The sequence below is a fragment of the Euzebya sp. genome, assembly GCF_964222135.1.
Taxonomy (GTDB): domain Bacteria; phylum Actinomycetota; class Nitriliruptoria; order Euzebyales; family Euzebyaceae; genus Euzebya.
The window spans coordinates 171,872-183,785 of sequence record NZ_CAXQBR010000094.1 but is presented as its reverse complement, the minus strand read 5'-3'; the positions used below and the strand labels follow the sequence as shown (position 1 = coordinate 183,785).

The following is an 11,914-nucleotide window of genomic DNA, read 5'->3' as shown; positions in this document are numbered from 1 at the left end:
CGCGATCTGGGCGTCCTGACCCACGAACGCCCCCAACCCGTCATCGACCAGCACCGCCAGATCCGTCGGGTCGATCGCCCCCAGCACCTCATCCAGCTCGCTCAGCACGTCCTGCAGCTCGACCACCTGGTCCGGGTCGTCGATGCTGCCGCCGTCGGCGATGAAGGGCCCCTCGGCCAGCGGGCCGTCGGGGCGGATCTCGATCTGCTTCTCGCCGAGGAGGGTCTTGCCGGTGACCGCGATGGTGGCGTCCTCGGGGACCTGCAGGTCGGGTTCGAGGACCAGCTCGATCACCGCCCGCAGCTCGTCGTCCAGCCGGATCTCCCCGACCTCGCCGACGATCACGCCGCGCAGCACCACGTCGCTGCCGCTGATGACCCCCTGGCCGGTCTCGCCGAGGGTGACCCAGATGCGGTACTGCTCGTCGAAGGCGCCTTGCGCGAAGCGGGTGCCGAGGAAGCCCGCCACGGCGATGACGGCGGTGACGACCAGCCCGATCAGGGCCTTCAGGGCGAATGGGGGGTTGCGCACGGCGGAGGAGACCTACCCGATCGGACTGCGGCGGGACCGTCGCCGGGTCTGGTGCAGCGGGGTCTGGTGCACCCTACAGGCCGGCCAGGTAGGCCAGCAGGGTCCGCACGCCGAAGCCGGTCCCGCCGGTCGCCAGGTAGCTGTCGTCGGGGTCCTCGCGGAACGACGGACCGGCGATGTCGAGGTGCGCCCAGGGCCGGCCGGCGGTGAAGTGGCGGAGGAACAGCCCCGCGGTGATCGACCCGGCGTGGCCCGCCTTGCCGATGTTCTTCAGGTCCGCGACGGGGGACTTGAGCGTCTCGGCGTACCGCTCGACGAGCGGGAGCGGCCAGATCTGCTCACCGGCGGCGTTCGCGGCGGACTGCAGGTCGTTGATCAGCCCCTCGTCGGTGCCCATCAGCGCGGCCACGTCGTCGCCGAGCGCGACGACCTGCGCCCCCGTCAGCGTCGCCAGGTCGATCATGACGTCGGGCTCGGACTCCGCCCCGTAGGCCAGCGCGTCGGCCATGACCAGGCGCCCCTCGGCGTCGGTGTTCAGCACCTCGACGGTCGTCCCGCCCCGGTGGACAAGCACGTCGCTCGGTCGGGTCGCGGTGCCCGACGGCATGTTCTCCGCGAGCGCGCACAGACCGGTCACCTTGGCCTTGACGCCGACGGCCTTGCAGGCGCTGAGGGCGGCAGCCACGGCGGCGGCGCCGGCCATGTCGGACTTCATCGTCAGCATGGACTTCCACGGCTTCAGGCTGAGCCCGCCGGAGTCGAACGTGATGCCCTTGCCGACCAGGACGACGTGGGTGTCCCAGCCCTCGGGCTCGTAGACCATCTCCACCAGGCGCGGCGGCTCGCTGGAGCCCCGTCCGACGCCGAGGATGCCCCCGAACCCCCCGTCGGCGAGGGCCTGCTCGTCGAACGTCGTGACCGTGACGTCCCCGTCGGCGACCAGCGCGGCCATCCGCTCGGCGAGGGCCGGCGGCCGCTTGTCCGCCGGGGGCGTGTTGACCATGTCACGGGCCGCGGCCACAGCGGCCACGACCACGCCCGCCCGCGCGACCGCGGCGGCGGCGTCAGCGCCGTCGGCGACCACGGTCAGCCCGGTCACCGCCGGGGCCTCGTGCGGCTTCTTGCGGTGCTCGGTGTAGGCGTAGGCGCCGAGGCCCGCGCCCTCGGCGACGGCCTGGACGCGGGCGGCGTCCGCCCCGTCCCCCGCGGCGATCGCGATCGAGGCGCCCTTCGGCGCGTTGCGCACCGCGGTGCCGGCGGCGCGGCGGAGCGCCTCGGCATCCGGATCCGCCCCGGCGCCCACCACGACGAGCAGGCGACCGCGCTCGGGCGCGGCGACGGGGATGCGCGCGACCTCCCTGGCCTCACCGGTGACGTCGACTGCCGCGACCGCGGCGGCGACGTCGGTCCCGAGCGCGTCGGACAGCGGGCCGAGGACCGCGTCCCTCGCCTCGGCGTCGGCCGGGATCAGCACGGCGATCGCGTCGGTGCCGGCAGCGGTCAGCGGGCCTGCAGAGTGCTGGATGGAGATGGTCACCCCGCGCAGGCTAGCGGGCGCCGGGCACCGCCTCCGACTCGTGTCGATGGCTCGGACCGCCGCGGCACTACACTCGGCCACGCCGTGAGCCAGCACCACACCCCGGTCAGCGCACCGGACTACGAGCCCGTCGCCGTCGACCTGCGCGACTACGTCCAGTTCGACCTCGACCTGCCGGCCGGCCGACGGGTGGTCGCCACCGATGTGGTGGCCCTCGACCTGATCTGCCTCGAGCCCCAGCAGGTCCTCGAGGCGCGGACCTTCACCACGGCCGACGCCGTCTACACGGTGCTCGGCGGCAGGGCCTGGGTCGTGACCGACGACGCAGAGGTCACCCTCGACCCGTTGCAGGCCCTCCTGGTGCCCGCGGGGGTGCCCCACGGGCTGCGCAACTCCTCCGCCGACCCGCTGATCCTGCAGGTGGTGACCAGCCCGCCGGACGACGTGCCGGTGGTGCCCGCGGGACCGACCCCCGAGGCGGTGGCCGATCGCGACCGCGCCGCGGCCCGCGAGGGCGTCGTCGACCGGCTCCGCCGCCGGCTGGGGAGCCGCTGATGCGACACGTGGCACCGGGGACGTCGGTGGCGATGCGGGTGGTGGTGACGCCGGCGGACCAGGCGGCGTTCGACGGGGAGGTCGTCCACCCGGTCTACGGCACGGCCGCGATGATCCGGCACGTCGAGCAGGTCTCGCGCTGGCTGCTGGCGATGGCCCTCGAGCCCGGGGAGGAGGGGGTCGGCCGCTCCATCTCCCTCAAGCACCGCGCCCCGGTGCCGGTCGGCGCCGAGGTGGAGCTGGTCGCCACCGTCCTCGACTGCACCCCGGCGACGCTGGTCACGGAGGTCGTCGTGCAGCACGACGGCGACCCGGTCGCGGTCGCGGGCTTCACCCAGGCCGTCGTCGACGCCGAGACCTTCGGTCGGTTCTCGTAGCACCTCGCTGCGGGTGCCGGTGAGTGCCCACGATGCCACCCGTCTGCCCGTCGTCCGGTGCGACGGCTCGCCTGGCTGCACGTCGTCCCGGACTGTCCCACACGACGTGCAGATGGCCTCGACCGGGCACCCGACGACGTGCAGCTACCGCCCGCTGGGCACCCGACAACATGCAGCTACCGCCCCGCTGGGCACCACATGACGTGCAGGCCGACCCCGTTCGCGCGGGGAGGACGCCACGGGGCCCCGATCAGCGGCGGGAGATCTCGTCCGGTCGCGGGATGAGGTCGAACGTCCCGGTCAGGCGACCCCCGTCGGGCAGGCGCACGTCGAGGTCGCCGCGGTAGCGCGCGAGGTCCTCGACCACCTCGAGGGTGACGCTCCCACCCGTCGCCGTGACGCGGGGTCCGTCGCCCACCCTGACGTCCACGAGCGCGACGTCGGTCACCGCGTCGCAGGCGTCGGCGTCCCCGCAGGACGCGTCGTCGATGGCCAGCCGCTCGCCGGCGACGAACGCGGCGGGGTTCTCGAAGACGATGACGATCAGCTCGCCGCTGATGTCCTCGGTGATGACGCAGAGGTCGCGGTCCGGGCCCTCCGCGACGTCGCAGTCGCCGAAGTTGACCTCCGGCAGCCCGTCGTTGACCGCGGCCTGCCGGCCGCCGAGCGTGCCGGACAGCTGGATGCCGCTGCGGCCGTCCCGCGGCGGGGGCAGGACGTCGCCGGGGGTCTCGCCGCAGCCGGCCACCACGGCCGCGAGCAGCACGAGCAGGGACAGGGCGCGGCGGGTCACGGCCCCCGTTGTACCCGTCGGCGCAGGCGTCGTCGTGTGACGGCTGACCCGGAGATCGCCGTTACCCTGTCACACGTGCGAGCCCGGTCGGCCCTGTTCACGTTGTTCGGCGACGTGGTCCTGCCCGCCGGCGGTGAGGCGTGGCTGTCGACGATCACGGCCTGCATGGCCACCCTCGGGTTCCGCAGCCAGGCCGTGCGCACGGCGCTGCACCGCATGGCGGTGGAGGGGTGGGTCGAGCCCCGTCGGGAGGGGCGCTACGCCGCGTACCGGTTGACCGCGCGGGGCGTCGACCGGCTGGAGGAGGCGGCGGCGCGCATCTACCGGCTGCGGTCGCTCGACTGGGACGGGACCTGGCGGCTGGTGCTGGCCCCCGACCTCCGTGACGCCGAGGTCGTGGCCGAGCTCGAGTGGATCGGCTACGGCCGGGTGCAGGATGGTGTGTGGGCGCACCCCCACCCCCACCCCGACACCGCGAAGGCCCTGCTGGCACGTGCGGGTGTCGAGGCGACGTGGGTGGAGGGGGCGTCGGTCGACGACGACCGCGCCTTCGCCGGCGGGGCGTGGGCGCTCGAGGCGCTGCGGGACGCGCACCGCGACTTCCTGGACGAGTGGACCGACGTCGACGTCCCCACCGACCCCGACGAGCGCTTCGCGCTGCGGCTGCGGCTCGTCCACCGGTGGCGCCGGTTCCTCTTCCTCGACCCGGGTCTGCCCGCCGAGGTCCTGCCGGCGGACTGGCCCGGGTACACCGCGGCGCAGGTGTTCGCCCGCACCTACGAGTCGTTGCGCGAGCCCACGTGGGCCCACTACGCCGAGCTCCAGGCCGGCGCGGGTCCCTCCCCCTCCCCCACCGGCCGGATCGAGGAGTCCGCCAGCCCGTTCGCGCAGGGCCTGGCCGCGCTGGGTCAGGACTGAGCCGTCCACCTCCGGCTGTCGCCGAGGAAGTCGAGCAGGATCGGGGTGACGACCTCGGGCCGCTCCAGGTGGAGGAAGTGCCCGGCGCCGTGGACCACCTCGACGCTGCCGGTCGGCAGGACCCGCCGGGCGCGCTCGGCGGCGCTGGCGGGGAAGCAGGTGTCGTCCGCGCCGTGGAGGTAGCGGACCGGGATCGCCGGCACGGCCCGCCGGTCCGCGGGGTACCGGCCGGTCAGCACGGCGGGGAGGATCCAGCGGTAGGGGGCGACCGCGGCTCGGGCGGTGGCCGGGTGGGCGAGCAGGTCGCGCACGCGGGCCATGTGGCCCTCCGGGGGGTCCCAGCCGGGTGACCAGCGCGCGTAGAGCCGGTCGGCGATGCGCGGGAGGAGCCGCTCGACGCCGGGGACCTGCATCCACCACATGTAGCCCGACCGGTGGAGCGCCTGGACCGGGTCGAGGGCGGCGCGGGCCTGCACGGGGAGGGGCGGGATCGCGAGGGCGGCGACGGCCGACCAGGGCGGGTCGGGGCGGCTGGCCGACACCCACCCGATGACCGCCCCCCAGTCGTGGCCGACCAGGGCGGGGCGGTCGAGGTCGAGGGCCGTGGCGAGTCCCTCGACGTCGTCCACGAGGTCGGGGAGGGGTGCCACCCGGCGAGGCGGGGCGGTGCTGGGGCCGTGGCCGCGCAGCCACGGCCGGATGACCCGGAAGCCGGCGTCGACGAGGGCGGCGGCCAGGTGGTCGAAGGTCCACGGCCCGTCGGGGAACCCGTGGACGGCCACGACGGGACGGCCGTCCCGCGGACCCTCGTCCAGGAACGCGATCTCGACCTCGCCGACGGGGAGTGACCGCACCGAGTCCAGCCTGCCAGCCCGGTGGTGCCGCCAGAACCGAGCCGCTACCATCACCGGACCCCGTGCCCCAGTAGCTCAGGGGATAGAGCACTGGTTTCCGGAACCAGGTGTCGGAGGTTCGAATCCTTCCTGGGGCGCCACGCGGACCGGATGCTGAGCACCTCGCCCATGACCACCCCCTCCCTCAGCACGCGCGACCGGCTCGCCCTCGCCGCCACCGCCGGCCAGTTCTTCGTCAACGGTGCGATGACCGCGTCGTTCATGGCCCGCGCCCCGCAGTTCCGGGACCGGATCGACGTCGACGTGACCCAGTTCGGCGTGCTGCTCACCCTCGCCGCGGTGAGCGGGCTGGTCGGCAGCCTCCTCGCGGGACGGGTCATCCACGCCACCTCGACGCGGCGGGTGCTGCGGGTCGGCGCGGTGGTGATGGTCGCCAGCCTGGTCGTCATCGGCGCCGCCCGGAGCCCGGCGGTCTGGCTCATCGGCATGTCCACCTACATGTTCGTCGACGTCCTGGTCGACATCTCGATGAACATGCAGGGGTCGTGGATCAGCGCCCGGCGCCACACCCCGGTGATGAACCGGCTGCACGGCGTGTGGAGCCTGGGAACCTTCGCCGGCGGGCTCGGTGCGGTGGCTGCGAACGCCGCGGACCTCACGGTCGCCGTGCACATGGCCGTCGTCGCAGGCGTCATGGCGGTCGCGCTCGTGTTCGTCGCGCGCAACCTGCTGGCCGTCGACGAGGACGCGCACGCCGACGCCCCGCCGCCGGCGACGACGCCCGCACCGACCTCTGCGGTGGCACGGCTGGCTCCGGTCGTGCTGCTCGTCCTCGCGGGGATGTTCGCCGTCGTGGCGGAGGTCACCGGCGGGGACTGGTCCACCTTCCGGCTGACCGACGACCTGGGCGCCGCCGCCGCGGTCGGCAGCGCCGCGTTCGTGACCTACACCGTGGGCATGACCGCCATGCGGTTCGGTGGCGACTCCCTGCAGGTCCGCCTCGGCGCCACGGGGCTGCACCGCGTCAGCCTGGGGCTCGCCGGGACCGGCTTCGCCATCGCGTCCCTCGTCGACCACGAGGTCGCGGCGATCGCGGGGTTCCTGCTGGTGGGGCTCGGCGTCGCGACCTTCATGCCGACGCTCTACGACCACGCCGCGCGACTCCCGGGACGGCGCGGGGCCGGGCTCGGCGCGATGACCGCCGGCATGCGCGTCTCGTTCCTGCTCGCCCCCGCCGGGATCGGGTGGCTCGCCGGGACCGCCCTCTCGGTGGGGCAGGCCATCGCCGTGCTCACGCTCCCCGCCCTGATCGGCCTGGCCGTCGTCACCGAGGCCAACCGGCGGCTCCTGCGGCGGCGGCACGCCGTCCACGCCGTGCCCGCGCCAACGAGGCGCTAACGACGGGAGCGGCGCGGCTCCTGTCCCGGCGGACGGGCTCCTACCCTCAGCCACATGGTCCGATCCCGCGCCCTGGTGGTGCTCGCCGTCGTCGTCGTCCTGTCCCTCGCGGTGCCCGGCGGCGCCGCCGTCCCCGGGACCAACGGCCCGATCATGTACACGACCGATCCCGCACGGCTGTTCTCCACCGCCCCCGGCGGTGGTGAGGCCACGACGGTGTTCGAGGACACGTTCACCACGATGGAGGCGGCCGCGGTCTCGCCGGATGGCACGACGCTCGCCTACCTGGAGGTGTCCGAGGACGGCGACGGCCACGACGTGATGACCTACCGGTTCGGAGACGGCGAACCGACCCGGGTCACCTCCCTCGCCGGTCCCGAGAGGCCCTCGCGCTTCCTCCCCGACCTCGACTGGTCGCCCGACGGGAGCCGCCTGGTCGTCGCGCAGCCCCACCGGCTGTCCGTCGTCGGGCTCGACGGGGCCGCGCAGACCGCCATCGACGTCGCCGCCGATCAGGCCTTCGGGGATGACGACCAGCTGGTCGAGGTGACGTGGAGCGCCGGTGGGGAGATCTTCGCCTTCGGCCTGGGCGTCGCCGTCCGGCTCGACCCCGCCTCCGGCGCTCGACGTGACGCGACGATCTTCTCCGCCGCGACCCAGACCCAGACGTCCGACGGCGTGGACGTGACGCCGGACGGCAACCGAATCGTGGTCCCCTGCTTCATCGCCGCCGGCAGCGGCCGCCTCGCCATGTGCCTGTACGACCGCGAGCTCTCGCTCGTCGGCGACATCCCCGTCACGGGAGGGGCGCCGTCGTTCTCCCCCGACGGGACGCGCATCGCCTACCACCGCGGGGAGACGGTGTTCACCGCCGCGCTCGACGGCAGCGACGAGCAGGAGGTGGTGGAGGCCGGCGCTCCCTACCCCGGGCCCGAGGGGGAGGACTTCGTGATCGTGGAGTGGACCACCGTGTCCGCGCCGCAGCCGACCGGGGCGCCGCTGGTGTGCGGTGGGCTGGACGGCGACCCGACCACGACCGAGCGCGCCGACTTCACCGATCCCGTCGCCCACGCCGTGGCGGTCTCCGAGGCCCGCTTCGGCTGCGCCGCCGGCGAGGACGGCCCGCGCGAAGCCGCCTACGTCGTGCTGTCCCGCGACGACGCGTTCGCCGACTCCCTGGTGGGCGCGGCGCTGACCGGACGCGGTCCGCTGCTGCTCACCGGCACCGACGCCCTCCCGGACGTCACCCGGGACGAGATCGGCCGCGTGCTCGACCCCGGTGGCACCGCCTACGTCCTCGGCGGGGAGGCGGCGGTGTCGGGCGCGGTCGTGTCCGCGCTCGAGGCCGAGGGCGTCGAGGTCGTCCGCCTGGCGGGTCCGTCCCGGGTGGAGACGTCGGTGGCGGTGGCCGAGGAGGTGCGGCGGCTGGCCGCGACGCGGGGCGCGGCGCCGACGCAGGTGGCGCTCGCGCGTGCCGGTGGCCCGGCCGACAACCCGACGGCAGCGTGGGCCGACAGCGTCTCCTCCGGGGCGTGGACCGCCGCGGAGGCCATCCCGACGGTCGTGACCGACACCGCGTCGGTGCACCCCGCCGTCGCCGCCTTCCTCGACGAGGTGGCGCCGGACCAGACGGTCCTGCTGGGCGGCACCGCGGCGCTGTCGGCGGCCGTCGAAGCCGACGTGCCGAACCCGCGCCGGATCGCGGGGGCGAGTCGGGCTGCCACCGCCCAGGCCATCGCGACCGAGCTCATCGGCATCCCGGCGTCAGGCCGGGTCCTCGTCGCGGTCGACGGCTTCCGCGCCGACGGCTGGCTCTTCGGGCTGCCGGCCGCCGGGCTGGCCGCCGACCTCGGGGGCGCCCTCGCGCTCGTGTCCGAGCCGATGCCGCCGGAGACGTCGGCGCTGGCGTGCAGCCCCGACGACGTCGACGTCCTCCTCGCCGGCGGCCTGGCCGTCATCCCGGCGACGACGGCCGCTGCCCTGGACGCGGCCCCCGCCTGCTGATCGGCGCCGTGTGGCGCCCGCGGCCCCCGGGTATCCCGGAGGGCCGTGGACCTGGAGCTGACGACGACCTCCGTGGTCGTGGTCGGCGCGGCCGCGATCCTGATCGGGCTGAGCAAGGGCGGCCTGGGAGGGGGGCTCGGGCCGTTCGTGACGATCCTGCTCGTGGTGGTCGTCCCGGCGTCGCAGGCGATCGGCGTCCTGCTCCCCCTCCTGATGGCCGGTGACCTGGCCGCCATCTGGGTCCACCGCCGCGACTGGGACCGCGCCACGATCGTGCGGATGCTGCCCGGCGCCGTCGTGGGCGTGGCGGTGGCGAGCGCGTTCCTCGGCGCGACATCCGACCGCGGCATCGAGATCTTCCTCGCGGTCTTCAGCCTCGCGTTCGTCGCCCACCGGCTGATCGAGCCGCACCTGCGGGAGTCTCGCCTCACCGCCGGTCGCGGCCTGGCCGTGGTCGCGGGGACCACGAGCGGCATCACGTCGACGGTCGCGCACGCGGGCGGCCCGCCGGTCGCGGTCTACCTGCTGGCCGCCGGGGTGACGCCCGTCGCCTACGTGGCCACCACCGCGATCTTCTTCTTCGTCGTCAACTGGCTCAAGGTGCCCGGCTACGTGGCCGCCGGGCTGCTCGACCTCTCCACCCTGCGGGTGCTGCCGTTCGCGCTGCTCATCTGGCCCGGCGTGGTCACAGGGCGGTGGCTGGTCGACCGGATCAGCCGCCAGGTCTTCGAGAGGATCGTCCTGGCCCTGCTCGTCGTCGGTGCGATCTACCTGCTCGTCTGATCGCCCGGCCAGCTGGATCAGGGGCCTGTGACGAGCCCGTGCTCGGCGCAGGGGACCTGCGCCGCGGTCCGGATCTGCGCCATCCTCCTCGCCATGCAGTTCCACCTCGATGGCGTCCGCACCGGCGATCCGCGCGTCGCCCCTCCCGCACCGCAGGCACTCGAGCGCCAACCTGACCGCCTCCCCGAGGAGGTGGACGTGCTGATCGTCGGCTGCGGGCCGGCGGGGCTGACCCTGGCCGCGCAGCTGTCGACGTTCGGGGACATCACGACGCGGATCGTCGAGCGGGAGGGCGGACCGCTCGAGCTCGGCCGTGCCGACGGGATCGCGGTGCGCACCGTGGAGGTGTTCCAGGCCTTCGGGTTCGCCCACCGGGTCCTCGAGGAGGCCTACTGGGTCAACGAGACGACGTTCTGGAAGCCCGACGACGCCCGCCCGGAGCACATCACCCGGAGCCGGGTGATCCAGGACACCGAGGACGGGCTCAGCGAGTTCCCCCACGTCATCCTCAACCAGGCCCGCGTCCACGAGTTCCTCCTCGACGTGATGCGCACCTCCCCCACGCGGCTGGAACCCGACTACGCGCGGCAGCTGACCGGGCTGCGGGTCGACCCCGACGACGTGGACCACCCCGTCACCGCGACGATCGAGCGCCTCGACCCCGACCACGCCGGCGAGGTCGAGGTCGTCCGGGCGCGGTACGTGGTGGGGTGCGACGGGGCGCGCAGCACCGTCCGGGGCGAGATCGGCCGGACGCTGCGGGGCGACTCGGCCAACCAGGCCTGGGGCGTCATGGACGTCCTCTGCACGACCGACTTCCCTGACATCCGCAAGAAGTCGGTGGTCCACTCGAGCACGGAGGGGAACCTGCTGGTCATCCCGCGGGAGGGCGGCTACCTGGTCCGGCTGTACATCGAGCTGGACGAGCTCGACCCCGACGAGCGCGTCGCCACCCGCAACCTGACGCCGGACCACCTCGTCGCCGCGGCGCGCCGGATCCTCCGGCCGCACACCCTCGAGGTCCACGAGATCGCGTGGTGGTCGGTGTACGAGATCGGCCAGCGGCTGACCGACGCGTTCGACGACGCGACCGCGGACCGCGAGCCCCGGGTGTTCATCGCCGGCGACGCGTGCCACACCCACAGCCCGAAGGCCGGACAGGGCATGAACGTCTCGCTGCGCGACGCCTTCAACCTGGGGTGGAAGCTCGCCGCGGTGCTCCGCGGGCAGGCGCGACCCGCGCTGCTGCGCACCTACTCCGCCGAGCGCCACGCCGTCGCGCAGGAGCTGATCGACTTCGACCGCGAGTTCGCCCGGATGTTCTCCGCCGCCCCGCGGGGCGCCGATGACGAGGGGGAGGGGGAGGGCGTCGACCCGGCGGAGTTCCAGGACTACTTCGTCCGCCAGGGCCGCTTCACCGCGGGGACCGCGACCCGCTACGCGCCGTCGATCATCACGGCGGAGGCGACCCACCAGCGCCTCGCCACCGGGTTCGAGGTGGGGACCCGGTTCCACTCCGCGCCGGTGATCCGGTTGGCGGACGCGAAGCCGGTGCAGCTCGGGCACGCGATCACCGCCGACGGGCGCTGGCGCGTGATCGCGTTCGCGTCCGCAGGGGAGCCGGCCGACCCGTCCTCGGCCCTCGGCCGGCTGTGCACCTTCCTGGACGAGGACCCGAGGTCGCCGGTGCGGCGGTGCACCCCGGCGGCAGCTGACCCGGATGCGGTGATCGACCTCCGCGCGGTCCTGCAGCAGGGCCACCGGGAGGTCGCGGTGGAGGGTCTCCCGGACCTCCTGCGCCCCCGCAAGGGCCGCTACGGGCTGGTGGACCACGAGAAGGTGCTCTGCTCCGACCCCCGACCCGGCGAGGACGTGTTCGACCTGCGGGGTGTCGACCGGGATAGCGGGTGCGTCGTGGTCGTCCGGCCCGACCAGCACGTCGCCGCGGTCCTGCCGCTGGACGACCACGCGTCGCTGGCGGGGTTCTTCGACGGGTTCATGGTGCCCGCGCGCTGAGGGGCGGCCGCCCCGAGGGGCGAGCGTCGACGTGCTCGCGTGTCGGCCGCCGTCATGCACCCACGGGTCGATGACGGCGACCGGAGCCGCCGCACCTCCCCCGTCATGCACCCGCGGGTCGATGACGGTGACCAGAACCCCCGCACCC

11 protein-coding genes and 1 tRNA gene are annotated in these 11,914 nt (G+C 74.5%); 8 read left to right on the top strand and 4 right to left on the bottom strand.

Features of this window, described 5'->3' with window-relative positions; all coding sequences use genetic code 11:
• Both ACEQ2X_RS21150 and ACEQ2X_RS21145 read right to left on the bottom strand, forming a co-directional pair.
• Positions 1–531: MlaD family protein (locus tag ACEQ2X_RS21150; protein WP_370327858.1), on the bottom strand; the 531-nt coding region annotated here is incomplete at its 3' end.
• Between the two features lie 73 nt (positions 532–604).
• Positions 605–2,068: a leucyl aminopeptidase gene (locus ACEQ2X_RS21145; RefSeq protein ID WP_370327857.1), complete on the bottom strand. Its 1,464-nt coding sequence runs from the start codon at positions 2,066–2,068 to the stop codon at positions 605–607.
• A gap of 84 nt (positions 2,069–2,152) precedes the next feature.
• On the opposite strand from ACEQ2X_RS21145, the gene ACEQ2X_RS21140 reads away from it, so the two are divergent.
• Together ACEQ2X_RS21140 and ACEQ2X_RS21135 are read left to right on the top strand one after the other, a co-directional pair.
• Positions 2,153–2,623, top strand: a complete 471-nt coding sequence (locus ACEQ2X_RS21140) for a cupin domain-containing protein (RefSeq protein WP_370327856.1) — start codon at positions 2,153–2,155, stop codon at positions 2,621–2,623.
• Entirely contained in the window at positions 2,623–3,000 is a 378-nt protein-coding gene (locus ACEQ2X_RS21135; RefSeq protein ID WP_370327855.1) for a thioesterase family protein, read from the top strand. The genes ACEQ2X_RS21140 and ACEQ2X_RS21135 overlap by 1 nt, the downstream gene beginning before the upstream one ends.
• A 250-nt stretch (positions 3,001–3,250) precedes the next feature.
• Here the strand turns inward: ACEQ2X_RS21135 and ACEQ2X_RS21130 are convergent, their stop codons facing one another.
• Complete coding sequence (locus ACEQ2X_RS21130; protein WP_370327854.1) at positions 3,251–3,793, bottom strand: hypothetical protein; 543 nt, start codon at positions 3,791–3,793, stop codon at positions 3,251–3,253.
• Between the two features lie 75 nt (positions 3,794–3,868).
• Between ACEQ2X_RS21130 and ACEQ2X_RS21125 the strand changes: the two genes are divergently transcribed.
• The gene (locus ACEQ2X_RS21125; RefSeq protein WP_370327853.1) at positions 3,869–4,711 is read left to right on the top strand and encodes a PaaX family transcriptional regulator C-terminal domain-containing protein; all 843 of its coding nucleotides are present in this window, start codon (positions 3,869–3,871) and stop codon (positions 4,709–4,711) included.
• On the opposite strand, the gene ACEQ2X_RS21120 is transcribed toward ACEQ2X_RS21125, so the two are convergent.
• Positions 4,702–5,565, bottom strand: coding sequence for an alpha/beta fold hydrolase (locus ACEQ2X_RS21120; RefSeq protein WP_370327852.1), 864 nt, complete (start codon positions 5,563–5,565; stop codon positions 4,702–4,704). The genes ACEQ2X_RS21125 and ACEQ2X_RS21120 overlap by 10 nt on opposite strands.
• Before the next feature lie 64 nt (positions 5,566–5,629).
• On the opposite strand from ACEQ2X_RS21120, the gene ACEQ2X_RS21115 reads away from it, so the two are divergent.
• From ACEQ2X_RS21115 to ACEQ2X_RS21095, 5 genes are all read left to right on the top strand, one after another.
• A tRNA-Arg gene (locus tag ACEQ2X_RS21115) sits at positions 5,630–5,705 on the top strand.
• 28 nt (positions 5,706–5,733) lie between these two features.
• Positions 5,734–6,963 (top strand): MFS transporter, encoded by a 1,230-nt coding sequence (locus ACEQ2X_RS21110; protein ID WP_370327851.1) that lies wholly within the window; start codon positions 5,734–5,736, stop codon positions 6,961–6,963.
• Between the two features lie 54 nt (positions 6,964–7,017).
• Complete coding sequence (locus ACEQ2X_RS21105) at positions 7,018–8,967, top strand: cell wall-binding repeat-containing protein (protein WP_370327850.1); 1,950 nt, start codon at positions 7,018–7,020, stop codon at positions 8,965–8,967.
• A gap of 45 nt (positions 8,968–9,012) precedes the next feature.
• Positions 9,013–9,750 carry a sulfite exporter TauE/SafE family protein gene (locus ACEQ2X_RS21100; RefSeq protein ID WP_370327849.1) on the top strand — a complete coding sequence of 246 codons (738 nt, stop codon included), beginning with the start codon at positions 9,013–9,015 and terminating at the stop codon, positions 9,748–9,750.
• A gap of 93 nt (positions 9,751–9,843) precedes the next feature.
• Positions 9,844–11,766, top strand: a complete 1,923-nt coding sequence (locus ACEQ2X_RS21095; RefSeq protein ID WP_370327848.1) for an FAD-binding monooxygenase — start codon at positions 9,844–9,846, stop codon at positions 11,764–11,766.
• Positions 11,767–11,914: the final 148 nt, after the last annotated feature.

Bases quoted from the DNA above. Each gene is read 5' to 3' on its own strand.
- ACEQ2X_RS21095 (WP_370327848.1), top strand. From the start codon at position 9,844: ATGCAGTTCCACCTCGATGGCGTCCGCACCGGCGATCCGCGCGTCGCC.
- ACEQ2X_RS21135 (WP_370327855.1), top strand. From the start codon at position 2,623: ATGCGACACGTGGCACCGGGGACGTCGGTGGCGATGCGGGTGGTGGTG.
- ACEQ2X_RS21105 (WP_370327850.1), top strand. From the start codon at position 7,018: ATGGTCCGATCCCGCGCCCTGGTGGTGCTCGCCGTCGTCGTCGTCCTG.
- ACEQ2X_RS21110 (WP_370327851.1), top strand. From the start codon at position 5,734: ATGACCACCCCCTCCCTCAGCACGCGCGACCGGCTCGCCCTCGCCGCC.